The sequence below is a fragment of the Paenibacillus graminis genome (assembly GCF_000758705.1).
GTDB classification, from domain to species: domain Bacteria; phylum Bacillota; class Bacilli; order Paenibacillales; family Paenibacillaceae; genus Paenibacillus_AQ; species Paenibacillus_AQ graminis.
Map to the genome: position 1 here is coordinate 2,706,337 of NZ_CP009287.1, position 17,413 is coordinate 2,723,749.

The following is a 17,413-nucleotide window of genomic DNA, read 5'->3' on the forward strand; positions in this document are numbered from 1 at the left end:
TTCCGGCATATCATCATAGTTAAAGGGGAATAAAGATGAAAGTATCTACTACTTGGTTATCCGAATATATAGATTTGAGAGGATATACAGGCGAAGAACTGGCAGAACAATTAACTGCCCATGGAATTGAAGTAGACAGTGTGCTGTCAGCTGCTGAACTTTACGGACAGGAGTCTTCGCTTCAAGAGACGGAGGATAACATTCTCGACCTGGACCTTACACCCAACCGTTCAGATTGCCTCAGTATCATCGGCACGGCATATGAAATGGGGGCAGTGCTGGGAAGATATATGGATAGCAACAGTCTGAACCGTTACAACGTGTCCTCCTATAATTATTCACCTCTGAATTCATTCTCGGTTAATAACGAGGCGGAGCAGGAATGTAAGTGTTATGCACTCGCATTAATAGAGAATGTTCAGATAGGGCCTTCTCCGCTATGGATTCAGCAGCGCTTGTCCTCTTTGGGAGTTGCACCGGTCAATAATGTGGTTGATTATGCCAACTATATTATGCTTGAATGCGGTCAACCTATTAATATATATGATGCGGATCAATTTTCCGGCGCCCAGATACAGATCCGGTTTGCCGATGAAGAAAACATCATGACTGCAGATGGTCTGGAAAGGACAGTCGATTCCACGGCCCTGCTTATTTCAGACGGACAGAAGCCTGCTTCCATTGCCGGTATTGCCAATGCTGCCGACTATGAAATCTCACCGGGTACCCATAGAATATTGATAGAATCCGCCCACTTCTCAGGAAGTGTCACTCGTAAGACCTCCAGGAAGCTTGGGTTGCGCAATGAAAAGACTGTCCGCTTTGAAAAAGAAATTAATTTGGAGATGATTCTCCCTGCCCTGTTGCGGATCTCGGAGCTGATCGTCGCTGCTTCACCTGGGGCTAAACTGTCCGGTGTCTCACATTGGCAGTATGCACCTATTGAACACAAGACTATCAAAGTGAGCCAAGAAAAGATCAATCGCTATCTGGGTACTGAAATATCCGGAGAACAAATTGAAGCAATTCTGGAATATCTCCATTTTCCATTTGAGATTCCGGAGAATTCTGTTTATATCATCTCCGTTCCTAAGCGACGGGGGGATATTACCCAGGAGGTCGATATCATCGAGGAAATCGCCAGATTGTACGGCTATGAGCATATTCCTGTGTCTCTGGTACAGGGCGTTACAACACCAGGAAGATTAACGAATGAACAGCGGATCCGGCGCAGCATCAGACATATTCTAATTCAAAGCGGGTTTAATGAGACGATCACATATTCTTTGACTCACCCTAAGCATTTCAATATGATCCCTGTAAACCCGCTGTATCCACAAGCCGTCTTTTTGAACAATCCCATGACAGAAGACCGCTCCATGCTGCGGATGAGTCTATTGCCTCACCTTCTGGAGACAGCGTCCTTCAACTTGAAATATGGTACAGAGAACATTGCTATATTCGAAATTGGTAATATCTATTGCAGTAATGAGCCCGTTTTAACGCAGCTGCCGCAGGAGTTCCCCTGCCTGGGGATGTTGCTCACGGGGAAACGGAACCACCCCCACTGGAATTGCCCAGCCCAACCAGTATCTTACTATGACATAAAGGGAACTGTCGAGAAGATGCTGAACTATCTGGGGATTGAAAGCTATTCCTTTGAAGGGGCCCAAATTCAAGGTCTTCATCCAGGGCGAACAGCAAACATTTACTTAAAGGATAACGACGGTAATCCAATTTACGCTGGTTATGCGGCGCAGCTGCATCCGGATGTCCAGAAACAATATGACCTTAAGGAAACCTTTGTGCTGGAGCTTTCTCTCGAGCCTATCTATCGGCTAACCGATTTTGGAATATCCGCTCAATCGGCACCGAAGTATCCTTCGGTCCAAAGGGATATCGCGGTAGTGGTGCATGCCCATGTTTTCGCCGCTGCAATGATTGCCGGCATCAAATCATCCGCAGGAGAATGGTTGGAAGATGTGTCTATTTTTGATGTCTATTCCAGCGGCAGTCTGGCCCAGACAGGCCAGAAAAGCATTGCCTTCTCACTTGTGTTCCGTCATCCGGACCGGACGCTTACGGATGATGATATCTATCCGGTATATGAACGAGTGGTTAATACATTAAAAGAACAATTCGCTGGCGAATTAAGACAATAAAGGGTGGAATGCGATGTTAACAAGAAATGGTGCCGATAAGCAGGAAAGAAATGTTCTCGGTCATATTCGTCCCCTATATAGCTCCTATACACTGGATTATGTCAATTGTCTGGAGAATCCCATAGGTCTCGCAGTTGAAGGAATCCGGCCGCAGTACGGAGCTCTGTTCTATATCGGCCTGAAGCTCTTTAGAGCCTACAACCATCATCTAAAGGCCGAAGAAGGGGAGCCACTTCAATTTTACATGGGGCAGGCGCTGGCAGCCTGCGGGTTACAGTTGAATTTTTTAAACGGGGTAGAGGATTTGATTTCTGTGGTGAAAGCGGAAATCGACCGGAGAAATCCTGTTTTTGTTTTTGGGAATTTAAAGGAATTATATTATTCCAATCATTATAAAACCTCGGATTGGATGCATAATTTTCTTATTAAAGGATACGACGTTCATAAGAAGTTGTTCATGGTGATTGACGGATGTCAGAAGAAAAACGAGGAACATAACTACGAGGAGTTTGTAATTCCCTTTGAAATTATGGACCAGCTGAATTCTTCTTTCATCGAAACATACGGTTATCCTTGTGTCTTCTCTATCATCAAATCAGATAATCCGCCGCCGGGGCGAATTGGAATTTTATTGGACTATATTGATTTTATATCTACGCAGCTGGCAACGCAGCCATACAAAGAGCTTGAAATGATGAAGAACGGTATTTGTGGGGAGGTCCCCTCGATCAATTCGCTCAGTTTGCCGTTATTCGAAATTATTAAGAACAAGGATGTACTATACTCGGAAATTATACGAGTTATGCTCGAAAGCAGCGTTGCTGAAGCAACCGTTAAAGAGCTCAATGAACACAAAGCTGCAATGTTAGCCCAGGGATATTTACTCATCAATAATTATGTCGTCAGTCAAACGAGGGGAAAACATTTTGACATTGAGGACAAAGCCGAATCATTTATCCAAGCGGACGGTGCACTGAGAGAATCGCTGATGCGGATCATTTCAGATTTGCGAGAGGAATTGCAAAGGTATGATGAGCAAAAGGAGACGCTGATGGCGTTCGAAAACAATGCTGATCAGATTATTTCGCTAGCCAACGAAAAGGTAATCTTTAATTTTACAGGAGATAAGCTGTATAACTGCTGGATCACAGATGAATCTCCAAAGGCAGTGCATCAGCAAACAGAGAAGCTGGCTAAAGATTTTTGTTTCTCAGCGGATATCGAATGTTCCTCTTTGAGCAGCGAGGTTTTTTTTCACGCAGGACTAATTTTCAGAACAGCCCCCGGGGATTTATACTTTTGGGGAATCATGAACAATAAGTCGGTAGTCCTTGGGAAAACAGGTGAATTTCAGGAGTTGTTTATTTCTGAGCTCTATGCCCAGCCTCTTACATTAAGCATTAGAACGGAGAAGAATGGTTACCTATTCGAACTGCATTCCGCCCAGTCGCGTAAAAGTGTGGAATTCAAGGCTTCTGAAATTGGACAAATTGTCCAAATTGGACTAGGGTGCAAAACGTGGAATCGGCCTGAGCCATTGACCATCGAATTTAATCATTGCGGATTTGTTACGCATTCAAGCATTTGAACAGGTGTCTGCAAAAGATGTTCCCCTTATAAAGCGGAATTATATACCGCTACATAAGGGGAGCATGTTAATTTGTGGATCTTTTAGTGCCGCTATTTCAGCATAATTGTAATCCGCTCTTCCTTCGGCAGCCATTCAACCTTTGCTCCCAGCTTCTCGCTGATGAAGCGCAGCGGCAGGTACAGGGTTCCATTTACGGTAAACGGCTTGTTCGCGAGCGTCACGGCCTGACCATTTAATGTGGTTTGGCCATTCTTGGCGCTGACACTGATTTTAAGTGCCGGAAGGCTGGGATCGGTGCGCGTGACGGCCGCCAGCTTGCTCGTTCCATCGAAGCCGATTTCGGCCCCAAGCTTGTCGAACAGAGAGCGGAGCGGGACGAAATTTTGGCCGTTCCGGGTAATTACTCCGGCGGTAAGGGGCACATTCTCCCCATTCAGGGAAACGGCGATCGGTTTCTGCACAGGGACAGGGGTATCATGCATGAATTCATAATCCCCATATCCAAGCTCCGAATTTTTGTTCACACCCCAGCCCCACAAGCTGCCATCCTTCTTCTGCATAATCATATGCCTTCCGCCGTTCTTAATCGTACTAATATCCGAGGCGAGCAGCACAAAGTTTGGATTTGCCGGCATGGCATCCCGGGCAACGGATGTTGAATAGACCTTATTGTCAAGCGTCTGGACGATCAGAGAATGCTCGACAACAAAAGCATCCTTGACGTTCTGGATGCTGGTTATAAGAACAGGATCGGGATGATCCGCATACGTCCAGCCGTCTGCATAACCGGTTACCGTACCGCCCCAGAACCACAGGCGGGACTGCTTGTCGATGGCGAGCGTGGACTTCTGCTCGTGTTTAAGGGTTTGGATACTGGTTAATGCGGTGAATTTGGAGGCAGCCAAAGCGCTTGCCGGAGGATTCTTTTCTGCGAAGGTGGCAGGCCAAGTCCAGACTGTCCCGTTTTTTTGCAAGGCATAGTTCTCCGCAATTTGCACAATATCATGCAGGTTCTGAATAGGCTCGAACTCCTGCAGCTCCCCGTTGTCTCTCCAGACTGTTCCGTCTTTTTTCAGAAACAAATGCCGGTATCTCATTGAATCCGAATATTCCTCCGCATATATTTCAATGTCCGCTACATTGTCTATGCCTGTCACCGGGGTGTAGGTTACTTCATTCTGAGGCTGGGAATCGTCTGCTCTGACTTTCGTATACACCGCCCCGGCAGCATCCGCGATAAGGGTGCCGTTCCAATCGAGCACATCCTGGATGGAGCTTAATCCGCTGACCGGCTTGACCGTTATCGCCGGAGTATAATAATCGTTACTCCATTGCTTAATCGTCTGATCCCCCATTACCACCAGTCCTCCCGGATAGGAACCGGTGGTACCGGTCAGCTCCGGAATTTGTGTAGGAACGGATTGGTTGTAATCCCAGATCCAGAAGCTTCCGTCTGTTTTGGTCAGCCAATCTGTTCCGAAGGACTGAATGCTGGAGGCGGGGGTTGTGTCCGCACCAGCAGCGGCAGAAGCACTGGCACTGGTAACGAGGCTGATTCCCAGAAGAGTACTGCAGAAGAGTGTCCATTTTTTCATAAGCGTCCCTCTCTTTTCGATAATTATTGTAGTCTGCAACAACGAATAACCCATTATATTACATTACATTTAGACGCCTTGAACCCCCGAAAGGTTTCTCCAAAATAAAAACACTCATAGGCAACACTCCTGTGATACAATAATTTAGTCTGTTTTTTGGGGAAGATGTGCAGACTTCGGAGTTAAGCAAGCTTCGGATTTGACCGTATTTGAGGAGGACATCAGCGTTAATGAAACATGCACCTTTTATCGCCGTGGAAGGCCCGATCGGGGCCGGCAAAACCACACTGGCAACCATGCTGGCCGGAGAATTGCAGCTCCCGGTTATTAAAGAAATTGTTGAGGAAAATCCGTTCCTGGACAAGTTCTATCAGAATATGGACGACTGGAGTTTTCAGCTTGAGATGTTTTTTCTGTGCAACCGCTACAAGCAGCTTGAAGATACCGTGTACCAGTATATAGATAAAGGTAAACCGGTGATATCGGATTATCATATTTATAAGAATCTGATCTTTGGCGAGCGTACTCTGAAGGGAACGAAACGGGAAAAATACCGGCAGATCTATCACGTGCTGACCGACGATCTGCCGAAGCCGGATATTATTCTCTACATCCGCGCGGATTTGGACACTCTGCTGGAACGCATTGCGAAGCGTGGACGTCCGTTCGAGGAGGAAATCGCCCCCGCCTATTTGCAGCAGTTAATTGAGGATTATGATGCTGCCATGGCCTCACTTGCTCTTACCGGGCCTTCCACGGTCATAGTTACCATCGATGGGAAACAGGTTGATTTTGTGGAAAACCAAGAAGACTTCACCGCTATCGCCTCACAGCTAAAGGAGCTAATGAAATGAACGCATACAATATCCCGGATAATGCCGTTATCACAGTAGCCGGCACAGTAGGTGTGGGTAAATCGACGCTGACTGCGGCCCTGGCGGAGCGCCTGAACTTCCGGACATCGCTCGAGCAGGTGGATCATAATCCGTACCTGGAGAAGTTTTATCATGATTTTGAGCGCTGGAGTTTCCATCTGCAGATTTATTTCCTGGCCGAACGCTTCAAGGAGCAGAAAAAAATGTTCGAGCTGGGCGGCGGCTTTGTGCAGGACCGTTCGATCTATGAGGATACCGGTATTTTTGCCAAAATGCATGCGGACCAGGGCACCATGTCGAAAACCGACTATGACACCTACACCAGCCTGTATGAGGCCATGGTCATGACGCCGTATTTCCCGCATCCCGATGTACTCCTCTACATTGAAGGCAGCCTGCCCTCAATCCTGACCCGCATTAATGAACGCGGACGCGAGATGGAAATCCAGACCGATGTCTCCTACTGGGAGCACATGCACGGCCGCTATTCGCAGTGGATTGCCGGGTTCAACGCCTGCCCGGTGCTGCGCCTGAACATTGACGATTATGATGTGAACGATCCGGCTTCCATGTCGGAGATTCTCAAGCAGGTAGGCGCGGCCATTGGGCGGGCACCGGTGGAAAACAGGGGAAGCTAAGGTTATAGCAATCTGAAACTCCACGAGTCTGAAGCAGGTGCCGGAAGTGTCTCCCCATGTTACAATAAGTGAACAAGCAGAAAGGATGGGGATTCTAGTTGAAGTATGATTTTAACCGTATCATTGACCGCCGCAATACCCGCTCATACAAATGGGACCAGTCCGAGAAGCTGTTCGGAGACAAAGACATTCTTCCGCTATGGGTAGCCGATATGGACTTTGAGAGCCCGCCTGCCGTGAAGGAAGCAATTCTGCGCCGCGTGCAGGAGGGGATATACGGCTATAGCGTGACAAGTGACTCCTACAAATCAGCGATTGCCGGCTGGTACCGCAGACGCCATGACTGGGAGATTCAAAAGGAATGGATCACGGATTCCCCCGGCATCGTTACCTCGCTGAGCCTTTCGGTAGAGCTGTTCAGCAACCCGGGCGATCAGGTGATTCTGCAGTCGCCGGTGTATTATCCTTTTTATGATGTGATCCGGATGAATGACCGCAAGGTGGCTAGCAATCCGCTGAAACTCGAAGACGGCCATTATGTCATGGATTATGACCAGCTCGAAGAGCTGATGAGCGGCGGCGCCAAGCTGATGCTGCTGTGTAATCCGCATAATCCGGGCGGCAGAGTGTGGGGACGCGAGGAGCTGCTGCGCCTTGGAGAACTGTGCCTGCGCTACGGCGTGACGGTTATTTCGGACGAAATTCATTGCGATTTGGCGATGCCGGGCCATAAGCATATTCCCTTCGCATCCTTGTCGGAAGAGCTGTCGGATATTACGCTGACCACACTGGCGGCAACCAAGACCTTTAATCTGCCGGGCCTGCAGACCTCATATATCGTAGCCTCCAATCCTGAATTGAGACGGAAATTTGAATATAAGCTGAAGACGCTCAGCCTGCATATGTCTGCTTTCTTTGCGCCGGAAGCGGTGGAAGCGGCATATAACGAAGGCGGGGAATGGCTGGACCAGCTTATCCAGCATATCAGCAGCAATGCGGAGTATGCCATAGGCTACCTTGCAGAGCATCTGCCGCAAGTGAAGCCCATGAAGCCGGAGGCTACTTATCTGCTGTGGATGGATTGCCGTGAACTCGGACTCGATCCCGAGGGTCTCAAAAAGCTGATGTACCGCGAGGCCAAAGTGGCGTTTAACGAAGGTTCCGTTTTTGGTACGGAAGGCCAAGGTCATCTGCGGATTAATCTCGCTTGTCCGCGTTCTATTCTGGCCGAAGCGCTGGAGCGTTTCGCCCAGGCTGCTGCACCTTATGTAAATTAAGAAGATTGCGCCTATTCATAGGCCGCCGTTTCTCCATTGAACTGAATAGGTTCACGGAAGCGGCGGCTTTTTTGGACTGGGATTGCCGTTTAGATTTTACCGGGAAGCCAACTATCTGATGAACAGTGGACGCCGAACGGGCGGTCGGGATCTTTTTGAGCGCGTTCATGTAAAGGTAAGGGATTTGCTAATAATACCCGATTTGGTAAAATGGTAGAAATAAGTGGTTGAGAGATTTGTGAATCTATCTATCAGAATGGGGAATTGAGAAATGAAATGTTTTGCTAAAATACTATTGTGCGCAGCGATTACCGCAGCAAGTTTTACTTCACTTCCAGCCAAAGGGGCCCAGGCCGCCGCGGGAGGTGTCCGTATCGTTCTCGATGGATACCCGCTTCCTTTTCCGGTAGAACCGGCGGTGATGAGCGGGACTACGATGGTGCCTTTCCGGGCGATATCCGAAGCTCTGGGTGTCAAGGTGGAATGGAATCAGGCCGCCAGGCAAATCACTGCAACGAATAAAGAGGCTTCAGGTACCAAGAAAGTTATACTTACCTTAGGCAGCACAAGTGCATCGGTGAACGGCGCAGCCGTGAAGCTGGCCGTCGCTCCGCAGAATGTCCGCGGTACCACGATGATTCCGCTCAGCTTTTTTGGCCAGCAGTTCGGTGCAGGCGTATCCTGGAATCAGGCAACCAAGACGGTGTCAATCACCTCCCCGAAGAAAGATTTATATACCCTTGGGTTCTACGCGCAGGGAGCGTACAGTGAGGTTTCGCTGATCCCGGATTTTGATGCCGTTGCCTTTGGCTGGAGCCGGATTGACCGCAGCGGCCAATATACGACCTCGGGGCCAGAGTTCAGATGGCCGCAGGCAGCCGGTGATGTCACACCGGAATCCATCGTCCGGAATGCCGCATCCGGGGGAACAGCACCTTATCTGATGGTATACTCAGGGGATAAGGAATTGGAGCTGACGAAGAATGTGGAAGATTTGCAGCTTCAGCAGCAGACAATTGCCGGTATCGTAGATACTGCAGCGCAGAAAGGATTCCAGGGGATTGCCCTTGACCTGGAGGGACTTGGCATGACCGGGGACAAGACGGTTGTGCAGAGCCAGTACAACACTTTTGTCAAGAATCTGTCCGCCAAAGCCAAGGCCGCGAGCCTTAAGCTTACGGTCATTCTGCATCCGCTCAACAGCTCCTATAAAGGTTATGATTATAAGACGCTGGCCTCGATTGCCGACGACCTGGTGATTATGGCTTACGCATATGAAGGTGAAACCGGGCCGGAGCCGATGAACAAGGTGGATGAAGCCATCCGTCTGGCCCTCCAGCAGGTTAGCAAGGACAAGCTGATTCTGGGTATTTCGGTATACAGTGAGAATAAAACCTCGGTCAATGCCAAGATCGGCCTGGCCAAACGTTATGGCCTAAAGGGGATCGCCATCTGGCGCCTCGGTCTGATCGGGCAGCCGGTGTGGAGCGAAATGGGGCAATCGGTAGAATTGTAGCATTCCGGGATTTGAAAAAATACAAATTGAATATTTTACAGCCATCTTAGCCACCTTCGGGTGGCTTTTTTTTTGAAATATGAGCTATATCAAAATAGTTTTTTTATTTGTTAGCGTAATAACTAATAAATTAGCTAATTTTGACGATAAGAAATGATGTGGAAAATCATCCCGGAGGTGCGAAAATGGTCAATCAGCAAGAGCAGTCAGATTTACGGTGGAGAAAAAAAGAGTGGAAATTAATATGCACCCTAGAAAAAGTATGGGTGTGAAGTTATTTCTGTAGCCAAGGATTCCATTCTGGATGAAGTTTCGAATTCATCTGAGCAGACTATAATTCATTATTGTGAAAATATGGATTTTGTTTTTAATAAATACAAGGACTACTCCTTAGAGTATATTGCAGATCGATTCCACAGATTATGGAATTCCAGGCGTATAATCCTCATATGCTGGAATCGGTTAAGCTTGATGATCTTCATAAGAAGATTTCATCATTGTCAGGTGTTAATATTGATGATGCCAGTTTGATTCAAACCTTGGCATTAGCCAAAGAAATTGACGCTGAGTACGCCAAGTTGAATGAGAAATGGAAACAGGCGAGACAAGAGATTCTGGCACAACAAATGTCACATTAACTTAAGCGGCGAGCCTGTATAATTTGTAAGGTTAACCTTAGCGGGAGAATTCTTACTTTCAGGAGGAATACAGAGCATGAGCATGAAATATAAATCACTGGAGCTGGACAAACCGCTGACCTATGAGCTGGAGGGACTGGAGGTCGGGGTAACCTCGAACTGCAATTTCCGCTGCGATTACTGCTGCGCGTATAACAGAAATGACGGACAGAGCATCAAAGGCAAAGAAGTGATCCGCATCCTGGAGGAGCTGCCGAATCTTAAGCGGGTCCGTCTCTCCGGCGGCGAAGTCACTCTCAAATTCGAAGATTGTGTGGAGATTGTCAGCTACTGCGCTTCCCGGGGCATTCAGACCCAGCTGAATTCCAACGGCAGCCTGCTGAACCCGGAGCGGATTGAGCAGCTGGAGAAGGCCGGACTGACCACGATCCATATTTCCTTTAACTTTACGACAGCCGGGGCATTCTCGCGCTATTATAATATTCACACAAGCATTTATGACAAAATCAGAGAGAACATCACGATGTTCGCCAAAACCAGTGTGGACGTAGTGCTGGAAACGCTGCTGTTCAACGAGACACAGGACAACATGCAGGAGATCAGCGATCATGTCTATGCGATGGGAGTTAGGACCCACGAAATCCAGAACAGCATTATTATGGGCCATACCGGCTGGAAGGCGATCGCGGCCCGCGAACAATTGAAGAACGCCGTGAACGGGCTGATTGCCCGCAAAAAAGAGGATACGACCCTCTATTTCACCTGTATGGACCGTTTTATGGAGCAACTGGGCTTTCAGGAGCAGCCTGGTGTATATTTCCCGCACTGCATTGAAGGCAAGAAGCAGCTTCACCTGCACGGCAACGGGGATATTCTGATCTCCGAGCTGTGCCACCCGGTCATTATCGGCAATATTTATAAAGGCACCTCGTTAAAAGATCTATACAGCGATATGCCTGCACCGCTTTCCGATTTCCTTGACAAGCTTCCTTGCCCGGCACTGGATGCTCTCTTCCCGCAGGAAGTATAAGTCCTCTGCAACGGATATTCGCTTAATGTCCGGGCGGAATCGCGCCGGAGGATGGATGATAAACAAGACCGCAGCCTGGTGCTGCGGTCTATTTTTTCAGGTTTTTGTAGCGGATGTTACTTTGGACCTAGATTTCGACAAAATGCGATAATATAACCTAATTTTCTCTATGTAATATTCACTATCCCAGGCTTAAATCCGATAATTATTGTAATAAATGTTACTGCTTAAAGATGGGGACAGAACTACCGAGGAAATCAGGACGGAAGGATGTAGAAGAAAATGAAGATTCGGATGAAGCTTTCAGTATTAATGATCGTCGTCACACTGATTTCTACGGTATTAATGGGGGTTTTTACGTACAGTAAATCCACACGGACCATTCTTGATCTGACTGAAACCGCCATGGCACAGGTCAATACAAACAAAGCGCAGACCATTGAAGCGATGATAGACAAAGAAAAGCGCAGCATGGAGCTTGTTGCGGGTGAATCGGAAATTGCCGAGCTGCTGCTGAAGTCTGCAAGCGGAAGTCTTACCAGCGGGGACCCGCTTCGGGCCGAGGTGAATGCCAAGTTTCAGCAAATGGTGAAGGACGCGGGCAATCTGGAGCATATGTTTGTGGCTGATATGAAAGGAATAGGGATTGCGGACAGCGATACCAAGCTCATAGGAGCGGATTTCAGCGAAAGAAATTATACGAAAAATGTGCTCAAAACCGCCGGACCGGTCATCAGTGAAACGCTGAAGTCCAAATCTACAGGCGCGTATGTCCTCGCTTTTATACATCCGGTGATGAGCGGCGGCAAAATGATCGGTTTCGTGGGTTCCGCCGTCAACGCGAACAGCATTATCAAATATTTGGCCGATGCTAAGGTGGCGAATGCGCCTTCTTCCTATGCCTATCTTGTGGATGAGACGGGAAATATTCTGTATCATCCTGATGAGGCCAAGATCGGATCACCGGTGGAGAATGCACAGATCAAAGCAGTTGTGGAAGAGGTGAAGGCCGGTGGGACGGTAGCTGACGGCAATGTCGAATATACCTTCGAAGGTACGGAGAAAAAAGCAGCATTTACGGTTTTGCCGCAAACGAAATGGACACTGGTGCTGACCGGCGATGTCGATGAAGTGATGAAGCCGGTCACCAATATGACGAAATTTATTGTTCTGCTGGGACTAGGGAGCCTGCTGCTGACCTTACTGGTAGGCGTCTCTGTGGCCACACGGATTTCTTCGCCGATCATTAAGCTGACAGAGCTGATTAACCGTACTGCAGAGCTGGATCTCAAATATGATACACAATATGAGTACCTGACTAAAAATAAAGACGAGACCGGCACGATCGCCAAAGCGATGTTCCATACGCGGGCTGTGCTGCGGGAAATGGCCGGCAGTCTGGTTACGATCTCCACCAAGGTGCTGGACAATGCGGAGACGCTGGAGAAGCTGTCCATTGATGTACGGGAGAACGCCCATGATAATTCGGCGACTACAGAGCAGCTGTCGGCAGGCATGGAGGAGACGGCAGCCTCTACCCAGGAGATGACAGCGGCGATTCATGAGGTGGAGAACAATGTCCGGGTGATCTCCGGACGTGTCAAGGAAGGTGCAGGTGTATCTGTACAGATCACCGAACGGGCTCTGGCGCTGCAGCATGATGCCACCGAGTCCATCGGCAATACCCGCGAAATCTATGATTCGGTAAAAGTGGAAATGCAAAAAGCGATTGAGCAGTCAGACTCCATTCATGAAATCAACGTCCTCGCCGATACGATTCTTTCTATCACCAGCCAGACCAATCTGCTGGCGCTGAATGCGGCGATTGAGGCGGCGCGGGCCGGAGAAGCGGGCCGGGGATTTGCCGTGGTGGCGGGGGAAATCCGCAAGCTGGCTGAGAAATCCTCCGAAACAGCAGCAGGCATTCAGGACGTTGTCAAAAATGTCTACTCTTCCGTAGAACAGATGAAGGGGAATTCCGAGGCGATCCTGCACTTTATTGATCAGAATGTGCTGGGAGATTATGAGCGGCTTGCGGAGGTCAGCGAGCAGTACAACAGTGACGCCACAGCGATAAACGGGCTGATGAGCCAGTTTGAGGAAGCCGCCGACCATCTGAGCGAAACAGTGTCCAGCATAGCCATTGCCGTCAACGAGGTAGCAGCTACCGTTAATGAAGGTGCAATTGGGGTGCAGGATATTGCTGTGAAAACTGCGGATATCGTAGAAAAAACCTTCCATGAGGCAAAAATGGCTGATGAGAATACACAAAGCGCCAAAGAAATGCAGCGACTGGTGGAACAATTTAAAATATAAATTAGTTAATGTAATCTTTAACCTGTCTTCATCTGAATTTAAGCTTGCGGGGGTATATTAAATCCATAACCCCCCTTTAATTATAGCTTTGGCCCCGCCGGTTGCCGGCGGGGCCCTTTTTTACATATCCAGAGGCCATTCAGGTACATTTAGGGGTAAAGTCAGCATATTTCCGGGTACGAAAGTCATCAAGCAGGGTTCCTTTCTTGATGGTTTCGCGATCCCGGGTATCCCCTGCTTTTTTGTGCCTGCCAGGCTCCAAATCTTGGTCCATAACTTACTTTACGCCATCCAGAGTGGCGGCTGAGTGACATGAGAGGTATAAATACCCTAGATTTGACCAGAAGTGAGCGGCTGAGGAGAAGGAGAGGTATAAATACCCTAGATTGGGTCAGAAGTAAGCAGCTGAGTGACATGAGAGGTATAAATACCCTAGATCAGGTCAGAAGTGAGCGGCCGAGGGCAAATGAGAGGTATAAATACCCTGGATTTGACCAGAAGTAGGCGGCTGAGGGGAAATGATGAGTTCCCCCTTCTTGCACTTGGGATTGCCATAGGGTTCAAGGGAGTCGTTCTCCAGGTAACGCTGGACTGAAATCAAAGACTGCTGCGCGGTCCCGTGAAGCTGAAGGATCGCAGCTGTTTTGTTCTCCTTTGGGCACAATGGCAACGGCATTATAAACCGTATTTTTGGTCCATAATGTTTACCAAGAGGTGAGGGCAAAATGAGAGATTATTTGCTGAAGCCGGGGGCACGTGAAGACCTGAATGAGCTGCTTAGCAATCTGGGCCAGGAATTCGAACAGAAGGCGAAGGCGCAGAGTCAACGTGCTCCGGATCACGGAAATATGGGTAAGAGTAACCAAATACAGTTGCTGCAGGAGAGCTTTCTACTGCAAATGGTTAGGGATGAGGGGCCTAGTCTCCCGGTGGTTAGGGAACGTCTGCAGCAGCTAGGGTTAGCCCCGCTGGCGGCGGGGGATTTGAGGCTGCAGTTTGCGGCGGTGGAAGTAAGAATGCCATCAGAGATAATGGCAGGCCGCCAGGAACGCCGGAACCTGATAAAGCAGGCTTTTCAAGAGCACTGCCAAGTAACGTCCTCTCATTGGAAAGGGATTTATCCGTTTGGCAACGATGCGGACGTGGCAGTGATGTATTTTCTTGTGATCCTGAAACCAGGAGTGGATCATGCCCGGAAGACCCAGAGGTTCATAGAGCAGCTGAATCACAGCGTAACCAGTGAACTGAAGCTGGAATGTGTGAGCGGGATTGGCGGGGAAGTGAAGGGACTGAAACGGCTGAAGCACGGCTATGCCTCCTGCATGTTGTCCTGGAGCCGGAGCAGCAGCGGCGGGAAAGCGGATGGGCATTGCCGTGACCAGGAGCTGTCCCAGGCCTTCACCCCTGAGGTTGAACAAAAGCTGAAGCGGGCGGTTGAGAATCTGGACACGCACGGCTTCCGCCGGGAACTGGACAACATGCTTAGCAGTGAAAGAGATACACCTGAGTTAACTTTTTTGGCCCTCAGGCTGATCCTGCTGCTTGCCTCCACTGCCAAAAAGTTCGAGCTGGGCAGTTCCTCCTTGCAGAGGTATGTATGGAACTCCCGGATGGCCATTATCCAAACTCCCTCGCACGAAGGGGTGCGGAGTTTATTGGATGAGCTGGCGCAGCTCGTAATGGAAGAAGTGAAGAAGGTCCGCTTCTCAGACGGCTGGCATCTCATTGAGGCAGTCCGGAAATTTGCCGGGGAGAATTTCTGCTGCAGGCTGGAGCTATCCTTCCTGGCAGAAATGTTTTACTTGAATGAGGCCGATTTGCCAAGACAATTCAAGCAGCATGTCGGCATAACCTTCAGCGACTATATTACCAAGCTGCGGATGGCAAAAGCCGAGGAGCTGCTGCAGGACAACGAACTCAAGGTGGGCGACATCGCCGGGCTTGCCGGTTATTCCGGCTTCGGTGATTTCAGCGCCTCCTTCAAAAAATACAGCGGTAAAAGCCCCAAAGAATACCGGGAACGGTTGTTGCAGAGGCGTGCGGCTAGAGGCTGTCCATGAGGAGTTTCTGCATTTTCCGATCAATGGTACAATAAGGAAAAGGGATATGAATACCCGCTTGATACTGAAGGGAGGATTAAAATGAGAAGATTAGGGTTCCGCTCTATGCAGAGTCTATGGTTGAACAACAATTGCGGTTGTTTGCATAGGGCGGGAAGCACAACACCGCTATAATTGCCTGCAAGAATATCGTTGATCATCCTGTAGACTTTGCCACCTTAAAAAGTTCAATAAATTTAAGGGAGCGAAACTACGATGAAATACATTAACGCAGATATAGTATTGCCGGAAGATTTGCTGAAGGAAGTCCAGAAATATATACACGGCGGGATGCTCTACGTGCCAAAGCCGGAAGGGCTCCGGGCCCGGTGGGGCGAGAACTCCGGCGGCAGAGCATATCTGAACCAGAGGAATAATGAAATCCGCAAGCAGTATAGGGCAGGACTCGCTATTGAGCATCTGGCAGACCAATTCTGCCTCTCCTGCGACAGCATCAAAAAAATCGCCTATGGAAAAAAATAAAAAGCGACAAAGGCCGCATCGGGTTATTCTCCGGTGCGGCTTGTTTATGAATGAATGCTTGTTTGAATTAAGGAATATTTGGTTTAGAACAGTTCATTCCGTATCTCCTGATTAAGGCTTGCGGCTATAATGGTTGGATAATGCTGTAAGGGGGAGAACCATGGACGAATCATGTTGCAGAGATCATTGTCATGACAGGCGGCATCTGTTAAATCGGGCAAGACGGATTGTGCTGTGGGCATTACCGCAGTATGATCTCGAATGGGAGTGGATTAGGTATATTGGGATGTCTGATAGTGTTACCTATCAAATACAGACCCGTAATGCAGGGCGCTTTTTGCTGCGTATTCACCGGGCACAGGTCAGTGAATCGGAAATCAGGTCAGAGCTGATGCTGCTTCGTATGTTGAACGGAGTACTGCATTTCCCTGTCCCTGAAGGGATTCCAGGCATCGGTGGGGATGATCTGCTCGCTGTAGCCGGAGAGGAGCCGGAGTTCTCCTGGGTTACCCTGATGCGATGGGTGGAGGGGGAGGAGGCGGCAAAAGATTTGACGGAACCCGCTCTGCTAAAAATGGGTAAAATGATGGGGCGGCTGCATCAGGCGGCAGCGCAATTCAACCCGCCAGCAGGGTTTACCCGGCCGGTATGGGGAGCTGAGAGCTTTAGAGGGGAAATGATTAAGTTGGAACATCATTATCCCGGTTTCCTCTCAAAGAAGGCCTGGAAGTCCTATCAGGCGGCTGCCGCAAAAATAATCGCCGAGCTGGAGAAGATGGATGTCAGCAATGATACTTATGGACTGATTCACGCAGATTTACACAGCGGCAACGTCGTCTTTCATGGAGATGAGCCGCATCCGATTGATTTTGGAAGATGCGGCTACGGGTACTACCTCTATGATATGGCCGGTTCGCTGCTTGAATTGTATCCCGACCAGCGGAAGGTTTTTATCGAAGGCTACGAAAGTGTAATGAAGCTGGAAGCGGATTACGCCCGGAAGCTGGAAAGCTTCTTCATTATGGTGATGATCGGAAATTACTGTCACTATGCTCCGATCCCGGAGGAAGCCGCCCGCTTGCGGGAGGAGCAGCCCTACGCCCAGGCCTATATAAGAGAATATTTGCAGGGCACCCCGTTTGTGTTCAAGCGGATTGAACCGGCGGAAGCGTAAGGAGCCGATTTGCAAATAT

General features: G+C 48.9%; 13 protein-coding genes. 12 read left to right on the plus strand and 1 reads right to left on the minus strand.

Annotated elements, in window-relative coordinates:
- The first annotated feature begins 35 nt into the window (after nt 1-35).
- A complete protein-coding gene (gene pheT / locus PGRAT_RS10935; RefSeq protein ID WP_025705602.1) occupies nt 36-2,162 on the plus strand; it encodes a phenylalanine--tRNA ligase subunit beta in 2,127 nt (708 codons plus the stop codon).
- Nucleotides 2,163-2,175: 13 nt separating this feature from the next.
- A complete protein-coding gene (locus tag PGRAT_RS10940; RefSeq protein ID WP_025705601.1) occupies nt 2,176-3,750 on the plus strand; it encodes a hypothetical protein in 1,575 nt (524 codons plus the stop codon).
- 92 nt (nt 3,751-3,842) lie between these two features.
- On the opposite strand, the gene PGRAT_RS10945 is transcribed toward PGRAT_RS10940, so the two are convergent.
- A complete protein-coding gene (locus tag PGRAT_RS10945; RefSeq protein WP_025705600.1) occupies nt 3,843-5,348 on the minus strand; it encodes a stalk domain-containing protein in 1,506 nt (501 codons plus the stop codon).
- A gap of 230 nt (nt 5,349-5,578) precedes the next feature.
- Here PGRAT_RS10945 and PGRAT_RS10950 point away from each other — a divergent pair, with 230 nt between their 5' ends.
- From PGRAT_RS10950 to PGRAT_RS10995, 10 genes are all read left to right on the plus strand, one after another.
- Entirely contained in the window at nt 5,579-6,202 is a 624-nt protein-coding gene (locus PGRAT_RS10950) for a deoxynucleoside kinase (protein WP_025705599.1), read from the plus strand.
- On the plus strand, nt 6,199-6,861 hold the full coding sequence (locus tag PGRAT_RS10955) for a deoxynucleoside kinase (RefSeq protein ID WP_025705598.1): 663 nt from the start codon (nt 6,199-6,201) through the stop codon (nt 6,859-6,861). The genes PGRAT_RS10950 and PGRAT_RS10955 overlap by 4 nt, the downstream gene beginning before the upstream one ends.
- A gap of 98 nt (nt 6,862-6,959) precedes the next feature.
- Nucleotides 6,960-8,138: a MalY/PatB family protein gene (locus PGRAT_RS10960; protein WP_025705597.1), complete on the plus strand. Its 1,179-nt coding sequence runs from the start codon at nt 6,960-6,962 to the stop codon at nt 8,136-8,138.
- A 271-nt stretch (nt 8,139-8,409) separates the two neighbouring features.
- Nucleotides 8,410-9,654, plus strand: coding sequence for a stalk domain-containing protein (locus PGRAT_RS10965; protein ID WP_025705596.1), 1,245 nt, complete (start codon nt 8,410-8,412; stop codon nt 9,652-9,654).
- 449 nt (nt 9,655-10,103) lie between these two features.
- Complete coding sequence (locus tag PGRAT_RS10970) at nt 10,104-10,292, plus strand: hypothetical protein (RefSeq protein WP_025705595.1); 189 nt, start codon at nt 10,104-10,106, stop codon at nt 10,290-10,292.
- A 76-nt stretch (nt 10,293-10,368) separates the two neighbouring features.
- The gene (locus PGRAT_RS10975; RefSeq protein WP_025705594.1) at nt 10,369-11,322 is read left to right on the plus strand and encodes a radical SAM protein; all 954 of its coding nucleotides are present in this window, start codon (nt 10,369-10,371) and stop codon (nt 11,320-11,322) included.
- A 282-nt stretch (nt 11,323-11,604) separates the two neighbouring features.
- Nucleotides 11,605-13,638, plus strand: coding sequence for a methyl-accepting chemotaxis protein (locus PGRAT_RS10980; RefSeq protein WP_025705593.1), 2,034 nt, complete (start codon nt 11,605-11,607; stop codon nt 13,636-13,638).
- 725 nt (nt 13,639-14,363) lie between these two features.
- A complete protein-coding gene (locus PGRAT_RS10985) occupies nt 14,364-15,698 on the plus strand; it encodes a helix-turn-helix domain-containing protein (protein WP_036704948.1) in 1,335 nt (444 codons plus the stop codon).
- A gap of 255 nt (nt 15,699-15,953) precedes the next feature.
- Entirely contained in the window at nt 15,954-16,220 is a 267-nt protein-coding gene (locus PGRAT_RS10990) for a CD3324 family protein (RefSeq protein ID WP_025705591.1), read from the plus strand.
- A 160-nt stretch (nt 16,221-16,380) separates the two neighbouring features.
- Nucleotides 16,381-17,394, plus strand: a complete 1,014-nt coding sequence (locus tag PGRAT_RS10995) for a phosphotransferase enzyme family protein (RefSeq protein ID WP_025705590.1) — start codon at nt 16,381-16,383, stop codon at nt 17,392-17,394.
- Nucleotides 17,395-17,413: the final 19 nt, after the last annotated feature.

What these genes read in the sequence shown, in the direction of transcription:
- PGRAT_RS10950 (WP_025705599.1), top strand. Translation starts at nt 5,579, where the DNA reads ATGAAACATGCACCTTTTATCGCCGTGGAAGGCCCGATCGGGGCCGGC.
- PGRAT_RS10990 (WP_025705591.1), top strand. Translation starts at nt 15,954, where the DNA reads ATGAAATACATTAACGCAGATATAGTATTGCCGGAAGATTTGCTGAAG.
- PGRAT_RS10975 (WP_025705594.1), top strand. Translation starts at nt 10,369, where the DNA reads ATGAGCATGAAATATAAATCACTGGAGCTGGACAAACCGCTGACCTAT.
- PGRAT_RS10965 (WP_025705596.1), top strand. Translation starts at nt 8,410, where the DNA reads ATGAAATGTTTTGCTAAAATACTATTGTGCGCAGCGATTACCGCAGCA.
- pheT (WP_025705602.1), top strand. Translation starts at nt 36, where the DNA reads ATGAAAGTATCTACTACTTGGTTATCCGAATATATAGATTTGAGAGGA.
- PGRAT_RS10985 (WP_036704948.1), top strand. Translation starts at nt 14,364, where the DNA reads ATGAGAGATTATTTGCTGAAGCCGGGGGCACGTGAAGACCTGAATGAG.
- PGRAT_RS10940 (WP_025705601.1), top strand. Translation starts at nt 2,176, where the DNA reads ATGTTAACAAGAAATGGTGCCGATAAGCAGGAAAGAAATGTTCTCGGT.
- PGRAT_RS10945 (WP_025705600.1), bottom strand. Translation starts at nt 5,348, where the DNA reads ATGAAAAAATGGACACTCTTCTGCAGTACTCTTCTGGGAATCAGCCTC.
- PGRAT_RS10955 (WP_025705598.1), top strand. Translation starts at nt 6,199, where the DNA reads ATGAACGCATACAATATCCCGGATAATGCCGTTATCACAGTAGCCGGC.
- PGRAT_RS10995 (WP_025705590.1), top strand. Translation starts at nt 16,381, where the DNA reads ATGGACGAATCATGTTGCAGAGATCATTGTCATGACAGGCGGCATCTG.
- PGRAT_RS10980 (WP_025705593.1), top strand. Translation starts at nt 11,605, where the DNA reads ATGAAGATTCGGATGAAGCTTTCAGTATTAATGATCGTCGTCACACTG.
- PGRAT_RS10970 (WP_025705595.1), top strand. Translation starts at nt 10,104, where the DNA reads ATGCTGGAATCGGTTAAGCTTGATGATCTTCATAAGAAGATTTCATCA.